This window comes from Alteromonas macleodii ATCC 27126 (genome assembly GCF_000172635.2).
Lineage (GTDB): Bacteria > Pseudomonadota > Gammaproteobacteria > Enterobacterales > Alteromonadaceae > Alteromonas > Alteromonas macleodii.
On sequence record NC_018632.1, the window covers coordinates 4,355,134 to 4,373,097 of the forward strand.

Sequence of the window (17,964 nt, forward strand, 5' to 3'; positions counted from 1 at the left end):
CGGCTTTTCGGTACTTTCATTCAGATATTAAACGCTACTGTTTTAGATAGGTATAACCTGCCAAACAGTTTTCGTAAAAATCAGTCCAGCGAACCCCTTCACGAGGGTTCAATTTTCCGTCCCACACTTGCTTGTCTATCATGCGTTTTACGTCTGATGCCATTGCGCGCGGGTTATACTGCATAACGTTAAGTACATCTTCTACCGATGAACCCTTCACCACTTCTTCAATGTAAAAGTCTTCAGGATCGTCGTCATAGCTGTAAATATGTACTTCATTTAGGCGACCAAACAAGTTGTGCATGTCGCCCATAACGTCTTGATAAGCGCCCGTTAAGAACAAACCAATGTAGTACGGCTCATCTTTCTTAAGTGGGTGCATTGGCAGTACGTCAGTAATTTCACGGCCAATAGTGAACTGATCAATTTTACCGTCGCTATCACAGGTAATATCCACTAGCGAGCAATTGACCGTTGGCTCTTCATTCATACGAATAAGAGGCACTACCGGCAGCAGCTGGTCGATGGCCCATGTATCAGCAGCTGACTGGAATACAGAGAAGTTACAAAGGTACTGAGACGACAAACTGTAATCTAGCTCTTGAAGCTCTTCTGGAACATATTCTTCGTTGCGATACCACTGCTGTAAGCGACCCATAATTTGCCAGTACAGCGTTTCTATTTTGCCCAGCTCTTCAAGTGACAACACGCGTAATTTAAATGCATCAAGCGCTTGCTCTTTATACTGCGACGCATCGTTGTAAATTTCATGCATGTTCGTTTGTTCATCAAACGTGTCTGCAAGTTCGCGCATATTCTTAAGGAAGAAGTGTTCACCCGCTTTTGCTGATGTATCCATTTGCGACGCATTCGACTTAATTTCGCCCACAATTTCCGTGATAACACAGCTGTGATGCGCAGTGATTGCACGTCCACTTTCACTAACCAGATGCGGATGCGGTACGCCTTCAAGGTCGCACATTTCCTTCATGCCATAGACAACGTCAGCAACATACTCTTGCATGCTGTAGTTACGCGACGATTCATTAGTTGAATTACTGCCGTCGTAATCGATACCAAGGCCGCCACCTACATCAACATAATCTAGCTCGAAGCCCATTTTGTGAAGGTCTGCGTAAATACGCGCGCCTTCGGTTACCGCTTCTTTAACCGCACGAATGTCTGTTAATTGGCTACCAATATGGAAATGCAGCAGCTTTAAGCAGTGCGCCATGCCTTGCTCTTCAAGGTAGCGGGCTGCGTTAATGATCTCAGTAATGGTTAAACCGAATTTCGCACGTTCACCACCAGAGCTTTCCCACTTACCACGACCTTTCACCGTCATTTTTGAGCGCACACCAATGATAGGATCGATATCCAGCTCTTTGGCTATTTTTACCAGAAGAAGAAGCTCGGTGTATTTTTCAACTACTACCACAACGCGGCGACCCAGCTTTCTTCCTAACAGCGCAAGACGCATAACTTCGTCGTCTTTATAACCATTTAGGATAGTCAGAGACTCTTCGTTGGTATTCATGGCAAGCACAGTCAGAAGCTCGGCTTTTGACCCCGCTTCTAAGCCATAGTTAAATGGCTTGCCCGCATCGACAATTTCCTCAACGACTTCGCGCATTTGGTTTACTTTTACCGGATACACACCTTGGTACTGGCCTTGGTATTCGGCTTCTTCGATGGAGCTTCTAAATGCTTTGTTCAAGCCTGCAACTTGCGAGCGCAGAATATCGTGGAAGCGCACAACAACAGGAAACTGTACGCCTTCTTTGCGGATATCTTCAATTACCGAATTAAAGTCGATTCGAATGCTAGGATCTTCAGGAACAGGGGTAATATGGACGTTGCCGTTTTCACCAATTTGAAAATAGCCGCCACCCCATTGAGACACGCCATAGACGCGCTCCGCTTCTTCGATGCTCCAATCTGACAATTTATTCACCTATTTGTAAGTGGGCTAGGCCAATACCTAGCATAGAAAGTGCGAAAATAAGCAGCGTATTATAGTCAACGTAAGACTGAACGCGATAGTTGTTGCGATATAAAATATCTATTGTCGCGACGAATTTTGTTTATCGAACGCGGGCTTTTTTAGCCTATCCAAGTTCGAACATAATCTAAAACGACGTTATCTGCTTTTTCTTCACAATGGGTTATAAACTCTGAGATGCTTTGAGTACGTTCAAGTTCAAATCCCAGTTTAATTGATGGCGCGCTAAAAAACTTCTCTGCAATGTGATCAGCATCTGTTGCTTCATCTTCCAGCCATGTCTCGCTGAGCTGACTTCGCCTATCTAACTTAATGGGCGCTTTTATTTGATTGAAGGTATCAGAATTGGGGATTTGCCAACTACGCATGTCTACAAATAAGTGAAAGGGTCTGCCTTTACGGGTTTTCAAGCAATCAGAAAGCTTAGCAAGGTACTGAATGTTCGTGGACATATCCCACTTACCGCGAAGCGTGACCAAAATACAATTTCTAAACGGCTCAATATGAAAAGGGGTCGTAGACATTTACTCGTACATCTCTATGCGACTATATGAATAGCTAACTCAACATCTATAGCATTCACATACTAGAGCTGATAAGCATCAACTACAACTATAGTTGAGTACTTTATAATTAAGTTTAATACCCAATAAAAAGGCCTGTGTTTTAAACAGGCCTTTATAGAAGATGTCTCAAAGAGATACGCTGTATTAGTCGTCTCCGAACTCGCGAATAATGCTGTTAATGGTGTCTTTAGCGTCACCCAGAACCATACGCGTGTTGTCTTTGAAAAACAGCGGGTTGTCTACACCGGCAAAACCGGCATTCGCAGAACGCTTAAGTACAAAGACCGTTTTCGCACGATGTGCTTCGATAACTGGCATTCCGTAAATAGGGCTGCCTTTCATCTCTTTGGCTGCTGGGTTAACTACATCGTTTGCACCGATAACAATAACCACGTCATAGTTTTCCATACGAGGGTTAACGTCATCCATCTCGTATAGTTGGTCATAAGGCACGTCAGCTTCTGCCAATAACACGTTCATGTGGCCCGGCATACGCCCCGCTACAGCGTGAATGGCGTAATCAACCGTACAGCCATTTTCCTCTAGCAACGACTGAAGTTCACGTACCGCATGCTGCGCTTGCGCAACCGCCATACCATAACCAGGCACCACCAGTACTGCTTGCGCTGCTTCTAATACATAAAATGCATCTTGCGCCGACAGTACTTTAATCTCGCCTTCTATTTTTTCGCCGGCCTCGACTGGCTTGGCAAAGCCAGACAACAACACATTCATCAATGAACGGTTCATGGCCTTACACATAATATTGGTAAGAATTAAGCCTGACGCGCCTACTAGTAAACCGGTAACAATTAATATTGTGTTACCTGTAGCAAGACCTGCCGCCGACGCTGCTACACCTGAGTAGCTATTTAAAAGCGCAATAACCACCGGCATATCTGCACCACCAATTGAAATGGTAGCCCACAAGCCGAAGCTTAGTGACAACGCAATAGCACAGTAAATCCAAAGTGGATTGCTTGGGTCGGTAGTAAAGAAATAACCAATCACCACCATGCCAATTAGATGCAAGATGCTTAGCTCGCGAAGCCCTGTGAAAATAACGGCTTTAGAGCTCATTTTTCCTGACAACTTACCCCAGGCTACCACCGAGCCAGAGAACGTAATGCCCCCAACTAAAATTGTGAAAAACAGGGTAATAAAAGTAAACGCACTTTCAGTTTTAAGAGTAATTAGGCTCATTCCGGCTAATGTTGCCCAACCCAGAAGCAATGACGCTGCGCCACCAAAGCCATTAAATAACGACACCATTTCTGGCATTGCCGTCATTTCAACGGTCTTGGCTTTCCACGCACCAAAGGCGCCACCAATAACAAAACCTAGCAGGATGTAATGATAGCTAATGATCTGCTGGTCAAGCAGGGTGACGACGACAGCAACCAGCATACCAATGGCAGAAATAAAGTTACCTTTTTTCGCGGTATCTGGATGGCTAAGTAACTTAAGTCCTAGTATAAATAGTGCCGCAGCTACTACGTACGCAAGGTTTATTACGGTTACGATATCACTCACTTGCGTACTCCTTATTTATCTTTTTTCTTGAACATGCCAAGCATGCGATCAGTAACGAGATAACCACCCACCACGTTGATGCTGGCCAGGGCCACCGCTGCGGTACCAAGAATGGTCGTTAGCAAATTGTTGTCGCTACCCGAGGCTACCAATGCTCCCACTAACGTAATACCCGATATCGCGTTAGAGCCTGACATTAAGGGTGTATGTAAGGTCGCTGGGACTTTTCGAATTAACTCAAAACCCAAGAAAGCAGCCAGTAGCACGATGAAAAGTAGGTAAATGATTTCCATGATTAGGCTCCTTTGTATGCGTTGTTAAGCATGTCGTTGGTGATGTTACCGTCGTGGGTAATAACACAGCCGGCCAGAATGTCGTCTTCTAAATTCAGCCCAAAGGTTTTGGTTTCATCGTCAAAGAACTCATCCACAAGGTTGTAGATGTTATTGGCGTACATGTCGGTGGCGGCTTTAGCCACATACTGGCTCCAATAACCATTACCAATTACCTTTACACCGTTAACTTCAACGGTTTCGCCAGCAACCGAACCTTCAACATTACCACCTGATGTTGCGGCCATATCTACAACCACACTGCCCGGTTTCATGAGTGCTAATGTATCTTTTGAGATAAGCACTGGTGGTTTGCGACCAAATAACTGTGCGGTCGTAATAACAATGTCAGAGTCGGCAATCGCGTCGCGTTGCGCTTCTTGCTGCTTCGCTTTTTGTTCATCGGTCAGTTCTTTTGCATAACCGTCCTTCGTTTGGCCTGTTTCCCCAATGTCGATCTTAAGGAATTTGCCACCTAGGGATTCTACTTGCTCAGCCACCACAGGGCGGGTGTCATAAGCAAGTACGTTTGCGCCTAAGCGTTTCGCGGTTGCTATGGCTTGAAGACCCGCTACGCCAGCTCCAATAATAAATACCTTTGCTGGTTTTAATGTTCCTGACGGTGTCATCATCATAGGTAATATTGATGGCAACTGATTCGCCGCCTGCATCACCATTACGTAACCCGCAAGACTCGCTTGCGAGCTCAATGCGTCCATTTTTTGTGCACGAGAAGAACGAGGGATCATCTCTACAGAAATAGCGGTTAGCCCCTTTTCTGCAATAGACTCAACAAGCGATTGCTGAAAGAAAGGGTCGAGATGGCCTACCACAATGGCCCCTTTTTTCATCAACGCTAGCTGTGCATCGGTGGGTTTGTTTACTGCCACCAGCATATCTGCTGTTGATAATGCATCATTCACATCATCGATGACAGTTACGCCTACATCTTTGTATTCTTTATCTGAATACCCTGAGTGTACGCCCGCCCCCGCTTCTAGCAGTAAGGTCGCCCCTTTTTTCACCAGACGCTGTGCACTACTAGGTGTAGCCGCACATCGCTTCTCCACATTATTTAGCGGATCTGGCGCTTTTGACTCATTTAATATTATGATTTTCACACGCTTCTCCTCACATTCCGGCTATCCGAGAATGACACCCTTTAAACAGTACTAAGCCATTTTATTCACTTATGCCTAGCATTCTCTAGCGAAATCAAAAACAGAACAGGCAATTTCTGTATTTATTTTGCTTCGAATAGCACCCCTTATTCCGCTTATTTTTCAAGCGAAACTGCGGCAAAGCTACGCTATATGGGCATACATCACTAGTATCATTTACTTACGACTCATAACTAATATTTATATAGAAATGGCATACAGGCGATAAATGAAGTAGATGAAGAAGCATTTATTCTGTGAATACATCAATAATTGTGCATTTTTTAAACACACGTAAAGGTGAAATACGCTAATCGATGTCGAAGAAATCACGCCTTTTAAATAAGACGATTCAATTAATTTAAAAAATTGTTAAATAAATTTGGGGGATTTTACAAAGCGTGTCGTCTTGATGAATTAACAGCGAAATGCTGTGAGAGAAAGCCAAGTGGGGTGCACACCATAAGGCTCATTAAAATTAACGATTAGGACACACACCATCATGTATAGGAAAACCAAGCTTGCATGCTCAGTGGCAGCAGTTTTAGCGTCAGCTATTTCTGCGAATAGTGCATTTGCCCAAGACGCGCAACCCAATAAAGACGTAGAAGTGATTGAGGTAAGTGGTATCCGCTCATCGGTTGCAAAATCGATGGATGTTAAACGCAGCTCTGCTGGCGTAGTCGACGCCATTAGCGCAGAAGACATCGGTGATTTTCCCGATACCAACTTAGCTGAATCACTACAGCGTATTACCGGCGTATCTATCGACCGTTCAGGCGGTGAAGGCCAGCTAATTACCGTACGTGGTTTTGGACCACAGTTTAACACCGTGTTGGTAAATGGCCGTCAAATGGCGTCTGAAAACGATTCGCGTGCGTTCAGTTTCGACACGATTGCTTCAGAGTTAGTAAGCAGCCTTGATGTGCATAAAACGTCAACGGCCACAATGCAGTCTGGTGGTGTAGGCTCTACCATTAATATTAATACCGCGCGCCCGTTCGCATTAAACGGTTTTAAAATGGCGGGCTCGGTAAAAGGCGTGTACGACGAAAATAGCGAAGAAACTACGCCGCAATTTTCTGGCCTTATTAGCAACACGTTCAATGACGACACCTTCGGTGTATTACTTGCCGTTTCACACCAAGAGCGTGAGACTCGCTTAAACCAGGCTCAGATGGACGGTTGGCTAGAGAACGTTGGCGTGCCAAACCCTGTTACGCAGTCAGGCGACGCTTGGACAGGCAATGTATTTTCACCGCGAAACTACGATCACAAAGTGACCTTTGAAGAGCGTACCCGAACAAACGCTAATCTTGTATTCCAATATGCACCTAACGACAAACTGGTTGTAACTGCTGACGCACTGTATTCAGATTTTGACGTAGAGTCTGAAGCAACGTCGTACGGCCACTGGTTTACCGCACCTAACATTCAGGGTGTAGGTGATGACGGCAGCCTGTTTGATGAAAACGGCAATCGCCGCAGCCCAACGGTTGATGCAAACGGTACTATTGTCGATTTATACCAAGAGGTAGGTTTGGCGACAGATATGCACGCCAAAACGTTCGACCGTCTAACTGATACCTATGCCATAGGCCTTAACTTTGATTACCAGTACTCTGATAATCTGAATTTATCGTTTGATTTAAGTCATTCAGAAGCCGAACGCGAAGCCAATAATGGTGGCGGCGATCAGCTTTCACTTATTGGTTATGCCAACCGTGTACGATTCCAGGTAGATGACAATATTTTACCTGTTGCCAGCATGTTTGCTTCGCCTAATGACAATATTTATAGCGGACAACAAGAACTAGATGGCGCGATTGTTACTGGTCCTGACGGATTCCCTATATACAACCCTGCACTGACACCTGATGGTGTGAGCAATCATCTTGATGAAGCTAACAGCCGAGCTCACGTAATGCTGCGTCGAGGCTGGGCGGTAGAAGATGAAGTGAGCCAGCTGCGCTTTGACGGCGAATACGTAACAGATGGCAGCGGCCTAACAGAAATTCGCTTTGGCGCACAGTACAGCACCGAAACCAAATCACTTACCCGTTGGGACAATGAAGGTGTAGGTATTCACTGTACTTACTGTGGTTACCCAGACTTGCCTGAGATCCCAGCAGGCAGCCAATACGTTTTTGACGCAGGCAGCGATTTTCTTTCTGACGTAAGTGGTAGCGGTCGCATGCCCACCTCTTGGCTTGCCCATGATGGCGAAGCCAACTTTGCGTTTTTAGAATCTTACTATCAGAGCGTAAATGGTGATTCGATTAGTTTTGATGCGGTGCGCCGTAACAACAGCTTTGAAGTTGAAGAAGATATTATCTCTACCTATATGGAATTCGACTTTGAAGGCGAAGTTGCAGACATGTTCTTAAGCGCAACCGCTGGTGTGCGTTATGAAATGACGGATGTGACGGTTAACGGAACGCAAGCGCCAATAACGGGCTTAACGATTCTGGATCAAACCGAAATGCTGGCTGGTTTTGGTGATGCGCAAAGTATTGCTACTGAGTCTGATTACGACGTGCTATTGCCAAACTTCAGCGTACGTTTGGAAATTACCGACGACTTAATTGCGCGCTTTGCGGCGAGTTCAACTATTACTCGCCCTACGCTTAACAGCATGTCGCCGGTAACGGTAATTACAACCACCCGCCAAGGTGGTGACTTAACATCTACCAGTGGTAACCCTGCGTTAGAGCCATTCAAATCGGATAACTTGGACTTGTCACTAGAGTATTACTATGACGAAGCAAGCTATGCATCGATTGGTTACTTCAGAAAGCTGGTATCGAACTTTATTGTTAATAGTCAAGAAGACAAAACCTTTGAGCTTGCTGACGGCAGCCTGCTAACCGACCCTTCTACAGGCACTAACGCTAGCGCGCCAGATGCGGGTGACGACGTAGCTGTGTTTACCAATACTCTGCCAAATAACGGTGAAGACGCGACGGTAGACGGCTTCGAGCTTGCGCTTCAGCACACTTTCGATAATGGCTTTGGGGTGCTTGCCAACGGAACTATCGTTGACAGTGACGCCGAACTCGATCCATTCGATATTAATCAGGTATTTGCACTAACCGGGTTAAGTGATTCTTACAACTTGGTGGCATTTTATGAAACTGACGATTATCAAATTCGTCTTGCCTATAACTGGCGTGATGAGTTTGTTCAGTCGTTAACACAAGGGCAGGGTGACGGCCCAACCATTGTTGAGTCTTATCAACAGCTTGACATTAGCGGTAGCTACAGCGTGACAGACAATGTAGAAATCTTCTTTGAAGGTATTAACCTTACAGAAGAGTTTGTACATAAACGCGGTCGCTTCTCTAATCACTTGCTGTTGGTTGAAGACAGCGGCAGACGTTGGGCCTTCGGTGTGCGCGGAAACTTTTAGTTTCGCGTAATTGGGGCCGGCATTTGTTGGTCCCACATTCGTGGCTACCATTTGGTAGCCACAGTTTTTATTCAGGAAATCAGTATGACAACAGCAACTCCCATAACGCACATTGTAGTAGTTGGTGGCGGTAGCGCAGGGTGGCTAACGGCTGGTCGTATTGCAGCGCAACATCAATGCGCTACCCGCAAAAACATTAAAGTAACCTTAATAGAAAGCCCCAATGTGCCTATTATTGGCGTGGGAGAAGGCACTTGGCCAACCATGCGCTCAACACTAATTGCATTGGGTATTAGCGAAACCACTTTCATCAAAGAATGCGACGCCACATTCAAGCAAGGAGCAAAGTTTGCTAAGTGGACCACTGGTGAAGAGCACGATTTTTACTACCACCCTCTCATGCTGCCCCAAGGGTTTTCGCAAACAAATTTAGGTCCTTACTGGCAGACTGTAGCACCAGAATTAAACGAGTCTTTTTCCCATGCAGTATGTGTTCAGGAAGCGATATGCGAAGCAGGTTGTGCACCTAAAAGCATACGCCACGCAGAGTTTGCAGGCACCGCTAACTATGCTTATCACCTAGATGCAGGAAAATTTACCGCCTTTTTAACCAAATACTGCACTGAAAAACTAGGTGTACACCATGTGCTGGCCGACGTTAACCGCGTCGAAAGCAGCAATAACGGCGATATCAAAGCCCTTCATACCGAGCAAGGGGTAACAGTAGAAGGCGACCTCTTTGTTGACTGTACCGGCTTCAAATCTATGCTGCTCGGCGAACACTACAAGGTGCCGTTTATTCCCTGTGACGATGTACTTTTTATCGACCGAGCATTAGCAGTACACGTGCCTTATGACACCCCGCAAAGTCCTATTGCATCCCACACTATCTCCACCGCACAAGACGCCGGTTGGATTTGGGATATCGGTTTGCAGTCACGCCGAGGTGTAGGCCACGTCTATTCCAGTAGGCATCAGAGTAAAGATGACGCCTATGCTCGCTTAGACACATACGTTCGCCAAACCAGCACGTTAAACGGCATAGATGGGATAAAAGTAAAAGACATTACTATTCAAAGCGGACACAGGCAGCGCTTTTGGCAAAATAACTGCGTGGCTGTTGGGCTAGCGGCGGGCTTTCTAGAGCCGTTAGAAGCCTCAGCGCTTGTACTGGTGGAGCTGTCTGCCTCAATGATCGCCGAACAGTTGCCAGCAAATCGAGCCGTAATGGATATTGTGGCGAAGCGCTTTAATGACACCTTTTCTTACCGTTGGCAGCGAATTATCGACTTCTTAAAGCTGCATTACATGTTGAGTAAGCGAGAAGACAGCGCATTTTGGCGGGACAATCGCGATAGTCATACTATTCCGGATTCATTAAAAGAATTACTCGCACTGTGGCAATACCACCCACCTAGTGACAAAGACTTTACCAGCAACAACGAGGTATTCCCCGCGGCAAGCTATCAGTATGTCCTGTACGGTATGGGGTTTACCTCAGATTTAGGCGCACATCAGCAATGGGTGAACGCCGACTTTGCTAAGCAACAGTTGATGCAGAACAGAAAAGCTCGCGGCATGGCGGTGGAGAAACTGCCTAAACATCGCGAACTTATTAATAAAATTCACCAATTCGGCCTGCAGGCCGTTTAACGTAAATCAATAAGCAGGGCCTACGTATGACTCACATGGTTGCCATTAATAATAAACAACATGCAGATTTGAAAGTAACCGACGATGCACTGTCACTCAGTGCCAATCAGCACCTTGTTCCTGTGGTGGTCTCTGAGCTAAACAAGCTAGTGGTGCATTATCCCGTGGTGATCACCAAGTTTGACGACTCAGGACAATTTGGCTTATCTGCCTTATTAGGTTTTGAAGAAAAAGAAAACCTATTTTGGCAACAAGGTGAATGGGATGCGGTTTATATTCCCGCACAGTTTGAACGCCTGCCTTTTTATGTAGGAACGGAAGCGCAAAGCGCTGACAGCAGCAACCGGGTGCTGTGCATTGATATGGATAACGCTTCAGTAAGCGAAGAAAAAGGCACACCGCTTTTTGATAACACGGGAGAGCCCAGTAACTACCTGTTAGAAAAGCAGCAGATCCTTGCTCAGCTTCTTGACGGTGAAACGCAAAATCAACGTTTTATTGCCGCGCTGCAACAGCACAACCTTATCACACCATTCACCCTAGATATTACCTTTGAAAACGAAAGCAAAACGTCTATAACAGGGTTATATACCATTGATGAAGATAAGCTAGCGGCGCTTAGTGCTGACGCGATTGCTGATTTGCATGCACAACACATGCTGCAAAGCATTTACACGCTCATAGCGTCAAACGCACAAATCTATGCCCTTATCGACAAAAAGAACAAGGCGAATAAAAACGCAGACGCATGGTTTCAAACTACGAATTGATTAAGGTTGGTGAGCAAGCCACACCGATTGTTGTTATCGATGGTTTCATACCAGACCCGCTGAGTTTGGTAGAAACAATTGCTCAACACCACCCATTTACAAAACAAGATGGCGACTTTTATCCGGGGGTGAGAAGTCACCCGCCCCAGGAGTATGTCAAACACCTACATACCTCGCTTCCGTTGTTGTTTAGCCAACTTGCTTCGCATAATGGGCTACAAGATTTTGGCGTGGAAAAGCCGCTTCAAATACCCCTAGTGCAACTTTCCATAGCCAATCAAGCGCCGAAAAGTTTATCGCCCATTCAATGTATTCCGCACATCGATACGCAAAAGGATAATGAATGGGCATTGGTGCACTATCTGTTTAGCGCGCCTTTGGGCGGTACTGCATTCTATCGACATATTGAAACGGGGTTAGAGCGGGTTAATGCAGCGCAATACGAAGGCTATTTTAAAACCTTAAAACGTCAAGCCACCAGCGTAGGGTTACCACCTAAAGCGTACATAAACGGTGATACCGCCATGTTCACCCAAATCGCCCGTATTGAGCCTATGTTTAATCGCGCCGTGTTGTATCCAGCCAACTTGCTGCACAGCGGCTGTTTACCTAACGATATTTCGGATTCTGTTGATGTGAAAGAAGGCAGGCTAACCGCAAACGCCAGTATCACGTTTAAAGGGTAAAACGCTCAGCCCTAATAATGAGGACTATGAAAACTTCAGATAGCGATTTGCGATAGCTGCCTTTGGTAGTGCTCGTTACGTTACTGCAATTTTAAGATTGACGACTAATTCATTAGTGAAAGTGTAATAGACGCGATTTCATCCGTGCCCGTTACGGTTATTGGTGAAGTCAGGCTATCAAAGGTAAATGGAATTTTCTCATAGCTTCGACCGCCGTGTTCTCTGGCCACTTCAATGTGAAGTATTAACGACGACGAGTTTGCGCTTTGTCCAAAATCATCCAATCCATCCCACTCTATGTGCAAGGGCGCGTTTTTCTTTGTAGCCCCGGCAAACCCATCGACTAGACCTTCATTTTTCCGACCCACTCTTCGCCACCATGTGCGCAGCTCGCCTAGCCATCTTTCGCTGGTGCCGCGAAGCGCCAAGCTTTTTACTAGCCGGTTCTTTTCGTCGCTTATCCACACGCTTACGTAAGGACCGCGATAATCTGCAATGTCAAATAGCGGTAAGGTGATATCAATTGAGATGGCGTGGCCATTTTTTTCAGCCTTGTTTTTACCCGACGTGCGAGCCGTATAGGTGTTACTGGTAAACACCCTGCCATTTTCATCAACTAACTTCAGCGCTAGTGATGGGTTCGCGTTAACTAACTCCATGGCTTGCTGCGCTGTTTTGGTTGCCGAAAAGTGTGCTAACAACATGGCTTCAAATGCGTTGTCCGCCACTGATATGGATTGAAACTTGGCGCTAGGCCAACCGTCACTGTGGCTTAACACGCCCTTTTCTAAAGACGCCAGCTTTGAAGTAGAAAGTACTGGGCGTTGCCACGGCCTGATGAATGCAATGGTACTTGGATTACTAACTGCGTCCGTTGCACGGCCAGTTTGGGTTACAGCCTCTTGCGCCACGCTCCCCTGCCAACTAAAACCTTGGTTCGACGCGTGGGTTTCTAGCCCTTGCGCGCTAATGTGGTAAGAGCGAATATTAAGTGATATCAGGTAGTGAGCAATACGATCTACGGCGAGAGAAGCTGTGAACTCGGATAAATCCCACTGGATAGGTGACGCAAATGCCACGCTGTTATCGTCATTAAAATTGACATCAGCAATGCGCGCCACACGAGCAAGACGTCTCACTTCGCGACGTGAAAGGTCATGCTTACCCTGAATATATTCTTCCCAATAGTTGTACAGCTCACCGTTACGGCAGCTTATGTTACCTTCAGTGCGGTTAAACCAATCCTCGCACCGCTTAATGGCACTGTACAGCCACACCGGAAGTGTACCTTCGAAACGTCGATTAATTTCGCTAAGCGCACTCGTTGTGTTTGATTTGTCTAACGTTTGATAGGTGTCTTTAATCAGTAGATCAATATTCTTTTGCTCAATGGCGCTAAATGTCTGCTCTTCGTACAGGGTTATTTCTGTGTTAAGCGTGTGGGAGGTTGCTTCTGGTGATGGTGCAGGAAACACATACAACTCGGCCTTAACAGCATAGCTGGCGGTAAATACCGCCAGATATAAAAGGAAACGCCCAACCATTATTCGCTGACTTGTGCAGTGGTGGTGTCACTTTGCTCCTGCTGACGTGGCGCAGGCGCTGGATCAGCTAACGTTAAGTAGCCATCACCATTAGTGTCGTAGCGATGAAAGGCATTAAACCCAGACACCATGTACTCTGAAAATGTCATTTTGCCATTCTCGTCTGTATCAAGAACTTCAAAGCGAACGTAAGTTTGTTTAATTTGCCCTTCATGGGTCTTCTCGATCTGTGCATCCAGCCTGTCTTCAAACTCAAGCACGTATTCTTGCTCTGTAAGCTTGTCGTCACTGTTTTCGTCTGTACGCTGGAATTGCGCTTTGCGAACGGCGTGAAACTCTTCTTTTGTTACCTTTTCGTCACCGTTTTGGTCGTATAAGGTGACAAAGCCTTCAATATTGTGGCTGGTCGGCATGCGCAACATAGGGCGCTGTACTAGCTCAGGTTTGTCATCTTTTTCCTGTGACGCCGAGCGACGGGGCGCTGGTTCAGGGTCGCCCAGTGCAACTATACCATCATTATCACTGTCCATACGTGAGAAACTTCGCTCACCCACCGCATTGACTTCATCAATAGTAATGAACTCGTCATCGTTGCTGTCAACAGCATGGAAACGTATGTGAGTTTGTTTTACCGATGCTTTTCTGTCTTCAGCTAACCGTTTCTCTACTTTGCCTTCCCACTCATAAACGTATTCGCTTTCATCAAGCACACCGTCTTTATTGGAATCAGAAGCATTGAAGCGAGCACGTCTGGCATCAACGAACTCTTCTAATGGAAGTGACTCGTCTTTGTTTAAGTCATAGGTCAATATAATGCCGCTGGCGCTATGTGGTGCAGCTACTGCCGAAGCGCTAATACAAAGCGCAGATACAACGGCTAAACTTACTGTTTTAAACATAATTATCTCCTTGTACCCTTGTTAATTAGTAGGCTTCGAACGAAAGTGTGGTGGTGTAACTATAGGTAGGCACGTCTGCACCCTCAGGCGCATCGGTACGCAGTCTTACTTGCATCAAAAAGACATCTTGTGCTGAAGGAGTAAATGACGCTTGCCCTTTGGCATTTGTCGTTAATTTTTCTACATCAGATTCTTCGGCGAACTGATCTTTTCCTTGGTACACCGAGACTTCATGATCGGTTACAGGCTTACCGTTAAACAGAACTTTGAAATTAAAACTCTCGTTGGCAAACAAACTGTTAGGGTGATTAATTGCCACGATCTCTAAGCCGTCGTTTCTTGGCGCTAACGCCTGTTCACTTGGCCCTTTCTTCGTTACGTACGTTGTTGCAAACGTAACTGATTGAAAGTGCTCTTTTAGTATCGCACCTTCAGGTAGAGGCTTTTCATTACCTCGCATAGAGCCTCGCTCACCGTCCTTTTCATACACGCGAAAAATTGCCCCCATGCGTTTTCCGGTTGAAAACTGGTAAGTCCCTTCTTCCTCTAAAGTGTGCTCTAGAACATTGCGGGTTGAAAGATCGACAACCTTCTCCACACTCACTAGCTTGCCGCTAGGGGTAACCACTTCAAACGATGCATTCGTAATTGCCGCTTCTGGTACAAAAAATTGTTCTGCAAAAGATGCATCCAGCGTGACTTTACCGCCTCTAACCGGTTCAAACTGAAGCGGTTTTAGGTAAGCCACGTGGGCTAGAGCAGCGCCACTGAAGCAGCTTGCAATAAGCAAGGGTAAACTGATGAGCGTGTGTTTTTTCATGGTTTTTTATTTTCTAGTTGTGTAAAAGTGAAATCATACTATTGCAAATGATAATTGTTATCAATAGTATTACGATCGATTTTTGACGCACGAAGTGTCAAGAAATCGCTTTGACAGGCGCGATTTAAGAAAAATAAAAATGATATCAACCGACGCAAACAGGAGGCTTAGCGTTGATACGAAATACTAATTATTTGCACTTTTATTAAAAATTGGAAAAGAACAATGAAATTTAAACGCTCAACGGTAGCTATTTCGCTTGGCTGTGCGCTAACACTTCCTGCCCTAGCTCAACAATCAGAATTGGCAGTTACAAAGGCCAAAAGTGAAGAAACCCTGACAACGACTGTCGAAACCGTGCTGGATGCACAAACTCTGTCAAAGCGCTCAATTACAAATATTGAAGATACCGCTCGCTATATCCCAGGGGTACAAACTAATGATACGGGTAACCGTTTCGGTAACGATGGCTTCAACATTCGCGGCTTGGAAGGAGACGCTGTAGCAGTAACTGTAGATGGCGTCGGTCAAGGCGAAACGCTAAACCCAAGCTCATTTGCCGCTTATGGAATGTATGGATCGAGCCGCGGAGAAATTGAATTGGAACACGTAAAAGCCGTCAACATCACTAAAGGCCCAAGCGCTGTCGCGCAAGGACCAGGCTCCCTTGCTGGCTCAGTTACCTACGTGACCAATGAAGCGAGCGACTTTTTACCTGCCACAGGTGATGCCATAGGCGTTAAATTGAAAACCGGTTTTGATGCACGCTCTGACGAATGGCTAGTACACGGCACCGTCGCTAACAGAACGGGTAACTTCGACTCGCTATTGCAATACACAATGCGCGACAGTAGTGAAACAGAAGCCCACAGCCATGGTGAGAATATCTCTGGCTCAGCACGTGGTCAGGCTGACCCGATGGATAATCAAGTCGATGCAGTTTTACTTAAACTTGCTTATAACTTTTCTGAGCACCAGCAACTAGGCTTTGTTTACGAAAAGACAGACAGAGAAACGAACGGCGTACCTCTTTCTCGCCAAAGTGATTCTTATTTTGACTTCACCTCAGCGGATGAAAATAACCGCGAGCGAATTGGGCTTTTCTTTAACAACGAAAACTTGGGCCTAGCGTTTGCTGACAGCATAGATGTGACATTGAACTATCAAGAGCTGTTTTCATCGGGTGTAACCAGCTTTCTTTACGGCAGTGCAGACGGCGACGCTATATTGCGTACCGAGGACCGCAATTTCAGCCAGGACTCATTGAGTTTCAATGTTGATTTAGCCAAATCAATCACCGGAGAATTTAACCATGAGATTATTTATGGCTTTAGTTATCAACAGGTGGACGCAGAAGCGGTGATGTTCGACCGCAGGTTCGCTGGACAAACCGCGGACTCGCCTATATTAGACGGCTACCCTATTCGCGACCAAAGCTTTGTTCCAGAAACCGAAAAAACGTTAATTACAGCCTACCTAGCTGACACGGTTGAACTGAGCGAGCAATTAAGCGTAAACCTTGGACTTCGCTACGATTCTACGGAATATACGCCTACTGTAGACAGCACATTTTCAGATCCCACTGGATTAAGTATCACAGACAGCGAATTTAGTGCGGTGGTAGGAGAGATTGGTGCTACCTACGAATTCGTAAAAGGCCACTCTATAAATGCTCGAATTGCTCAGGGCTACCAAGCGCCTACGCTCCAAAGCTTGTATTTTGGTACAAACTCAGGCGATGAAGTCACCGATATCATAACTGGTAACACGTTTATTGACCTTGATCGTATTGCCAACAGTGAACTCGATGCTCAAGAATCGACTAACTTTGAACTCACCTATATTGGTGATTTCGAGAACGGAAATGTCAGCGTGTCGGTGTTTAGAACTGAATACACTAACATGATTCAAGACGAGACTTATTCAACGCCTTATGGCACTGAAGTAACTACCGTGCAGTGCGGTCGCTTCGGTTGTGAAACCGTAGTCAATACTGATGATGTATTCACGCAGCCACAAAATACGGGCAAACTGACTGTTGACGGTTTTGAAGTTACGGCTAATTACAATTTTACAGATAACATTGCGGGTCGTTTTGCTTATACAGCATTGGACGGTACCTACGACACCGCGTCTGCTTTTAACAATGCGGGGGACGACTTAGAAACCGTATCGCCAGATACCGCAACAGTTGGACTAGGCTACGTATCTGATGAAGGTGATTGGGGCGCAGAACTTGTCGCGATTTTGAGTAAAGGGGTAGAAGAAAGTACTCAACTTAGCTACACCTCGTTGAACAACGGCGCAGGTCCATCGCATACGCCTGCAGGCTATGCTGTTTTCGACCTGCTCGCCTACTACGACATTACTGAAAACCTGCGCTTTACCACGGCGATCTACAACCTTACAGACAAAGAGTATTACCGCTGGGAAGTACTTAATAGCGTAAGAGACGGTACTGGTGGTTTCTTTGGCGGCGTGAGCGGTAATGGGTACCAGCGCTACTCAGAGCCGGGCAGAAGTATTAGTGCCTACGTCACTTACCAGTTCTAATGTAACCAAAGTGCAGGCCATACTTAGCTCAACTTAG

General features: G+C 45.9%; 13 protein-coding genes. 5 read left to right on the forward strand and 8 right to left on the reverse strand.

Annotated features, from left to right (window positions below; all coding sequences use genetic code 11):
- Positions 1 to 34: 34 nt before the first annotated feature.
- From speA to MASE_RS18590, 5 genes are all read right to left on the reverse strand, one after another.
- Positions 35 to 1,945 (reverse strand): biosynthetic arginine decarboxylase, encoded by a 1,911-nt coding sequence (gene speA / locus MASE_RS18570; protein WP_014951242.1) that lies wholly within the window; start codon positions 1,943 to 1,945, stop codon positions 35 to 37.
- A 158-nt stretch (positions 1,946 to 2,103) separates the two neighbouring features.
- Positions 2,104 to 2,526 carry a hypothetical protein gene (locus MASE_RS18575; RefSeq protein ID WP_014951243.1) on the reverse strand — a complete coding sequence of 141 codons (423 nt, stop codon included), beginning with the start codon at positions 2,524 to 2,526 and terminating at the stop codon, positions 2,104 to 2,106.
- A 186-nt stretch (positions 2,527 to 2,712) separates the two neighbouring features.
- Positions 2,713 to 4,101 carry an NAD(P)(+) transhydrogenase (Re/Si-specific) subunit beta gene (locus tag MASE_RS18580; RefSeq protein ID WP_014951244.1) on the reverse strand — a complete coding sequence of 463 codons (1,389 nt, stop codon included), beginning with the start codon at positions 4,099 to 4,101 and terminating at the stop codon, positions 2,713 to 2,715.
- Between the two features lie 11 nt (positions 4,102 to 4,112).
- On the reverse strand, positions 4,113 to 4,394 hold the full coding sequence (locus MASE_RS18585; RefSeq protein ID WP_014951245.1) for an NAD(P) transhydrogenase subunit alpha part 2: 282 nt from the start codon (positions 4,392 to 4,394) through the stop codon (positions 4,113 to 4,115).
- 2 nt (positions 4,395 to 4,396) lie between these two features.
- Complete coding sequence (locus MASE_RS18590) at positions 4,397 to 5,554, reverse strand: NAD(P) transhydrogenase subunit alpha (protein ID WP_014951246.1); 1,158 nt, start codon at positions 5,552 to 5,554, stop codon at positions 4,397 to 4,399.
- A gap of 541 nt (positions 5,555 to 6,095) precedes the next feature.
- Between MASE_RS18590 and MASE_RS18595 the strand changes: the two genes are divergently transcribed.
- The 4 genes from MASE_RS18595 to MASE_RS18610 all read left to right on the forward strand — a co-directional run bounded on the left by MASE_RS18595 (position 6,096) and on the right by MASE_RS18610 (position 12,111).
- Positions 6,096 to 9,002, forward strand: coding sequence for a TonB-dependent receptor (locus MASE_RS18595; protein ID WP_014951247.1), 2,907 nt, complete (start codon positions 6,096 to 6,098; stop codon positions 9,000 to 9,002).
- Positions 9,003 to 9,086: 84 nt separating this feature from the next.
- Complete coding sequence (locus MASE_RS18600; protein WP_014951248.1) at positions 9,087 to 10,655, forward strand: tryptophan halogenase family protein; 1,569 nt, start codon at positions 9,087 to 9,089, stop codon at positions 10,653 to 10,655.
- A 26-nt stretch (positions 10,656 to 10,681) separates the two neighbouring features.
- The gene (locus tag MASE_RS18605; RefSeq protein ID WP_014951249.1) at positions 10,682 to 11,425 is read left to right on the forward strand and encodes a SapC family protein; all 744 of its coding nucleotides are present in this window, start codon (positions 10,682 to 10,684) and stop codon (positions 11,423 to 11,425) included.
- On the forward strand, positions 11,404 to 12,111 hold the full coding sequence (locus tag MASE_RS18610; protein ID WP_014951250.1) for a DUF6445 family protein: 708 nt from the start codon (positions 11,404 to 11,406) through the stop codon (positions 12,109 to 12,111). The genes MASE_RS18605 and MASE_RS18610 overlap by 22 nt, the downstream gene beginning before the upstream one ends.
- Positions 12,112 to 12,215: 104 nt before the next feature.
- Here the strand turns inward: MASE_RS18610 and MASE_RS18615 are convergent, their stop codons facing one another.
- The 3 genes from MASE_RS18615 to MASE_RS18625 are packed head-to-tail and all read right to left on the reverse strand — an operon-like array spanning position 12,216 to position 15,374.
- The gene (locus MASE_RS18615; RefSeq protein ID WP_014951251.1) at positions 12,216 to 13,655 is read right to left on the reverse strand and encodes a DUF2271 domain-containing protein; all 1,440 of its coding nucleotides are present in this window, start codon (positions 13,653 to 13,655) and stop codon (positions 12,216 to 12,218) included.
- Positions 13,655 to 14,554 carry an EF-hand domain-containing protein gene (locus MASE_RS18620; protein ID WP_014951252.1) on the reverse strand — a complete coding sequence of 300 codons (900 nt, stop codon included), beginning with the start codon at positions 14,552 to 14,554 and terminating at the stop codon, positions 13,655 to 13,657. Before MASE_RS18620 ends, MASE_RS18615 begins: the two co-directional genes overlap by 1 nt.
- A gap of 25 nt (positions 14,555 to 14,579) precedes the next feature.
- Complete coding sequence (locus MASE_RS18625) at positions 14,580 to 15,374, reverse strand: DUF4198 domain-containing protein (RefSeq protein WP_014951253.1); 795 nt, start codon at positions 15,372 to 15,374, stop codon at positions 14,580 to 14,582.
- Positions 15,375 to 15,599: 225 nt separating this feature from the next.
- On the opposite strand from MASE_RS18625, the gene MASE_RS18630 reads away from it, so the two are divergent.
- Positions 15,600 to 17,927 carry a TonB-dependent hemoglobin/transferrin/lactoferrin family receptor gene (locus MASE_RS18630; RefSeq protein WP_014951254.1) on the forward strand — a complete coding sequence of 776 codons (2,328 nt, stop codon included), beginning with the start codon at positions 15,600 to 15,602 and terminating at the stop codon, positions 17,925 to 17,927.
- Positions 17,928 to 17,964: the final 37 nt, after the last annotated feature.

Coding starts and splice junctions, on each gene's coding strand:
- MASE_RS18605 (WP_014951249.1), top strand. CDS start 10,682: ATGACTCACATGGTTGCCATTAATAATAAACAACATGCAGATTTGAAA.
- MASE_RS18615 (WP_014951251.1), bottom strand. CDS start 13,655: ATGGTTGGGCGTTTCCTTTTATATCTGGCGGTATTTACCGCCAGCTAT.
- MASE_RS18630 (WP_014951254.1), top strand. CDS start 15,600: ATGAAATTTAAACGCTCAACGGTAGCTATTTCGCTTGGCTGTGCGCTA.
- MASE_RS18625 (WP_014951253.1), bottom strand. CDS start 15,374: ATGAAAAAACACACGCTCATCAGTTTACCCTTGCTTATTGCAAGCTGC.
- MASE_RS18600 (WP_014951248.1), top strand. CDS start 9,087: ATGACAACAGCAACTCCCATAACGCACATTGTAGTAGTTGGTGGCGGT.
- MASE_RS18620 (WP_014951252.1), bottom strand. CDS start 14,554: ATGTTTAAAACAGTAAGTTTAGCCGTTGTATCTGCGCTTTGTATTAGC.
- MASE_RS18595 (WP_014951247.1), top strand. CDS start 6,096: ATGTATAGGAAAACCAAGCTTGCATGCTCAGTGGCAGCAGTTTTAGCG.
- MASE_RS18585 (WP_014951245.1), bottom strand. CDS start 4,394: ATGGAAATCATTTACCTACTTTTCATCGTGCTACTGGCTGCTTTCTTG.
- MASE_RS18575 (WP_014951243.1), bottom strand. CDS start 2,526: ATGTCTACGACCCCTTTTCATATTGAGCCGTTTAGAAATTGTATTTTG.
- MASE_RS18610 (WP_014951250.1), top strand. CDS start 11,404: ATGGTTTCAAACTACGAATTGATTAAGGTTGGTGAGCAAGCCACACCG.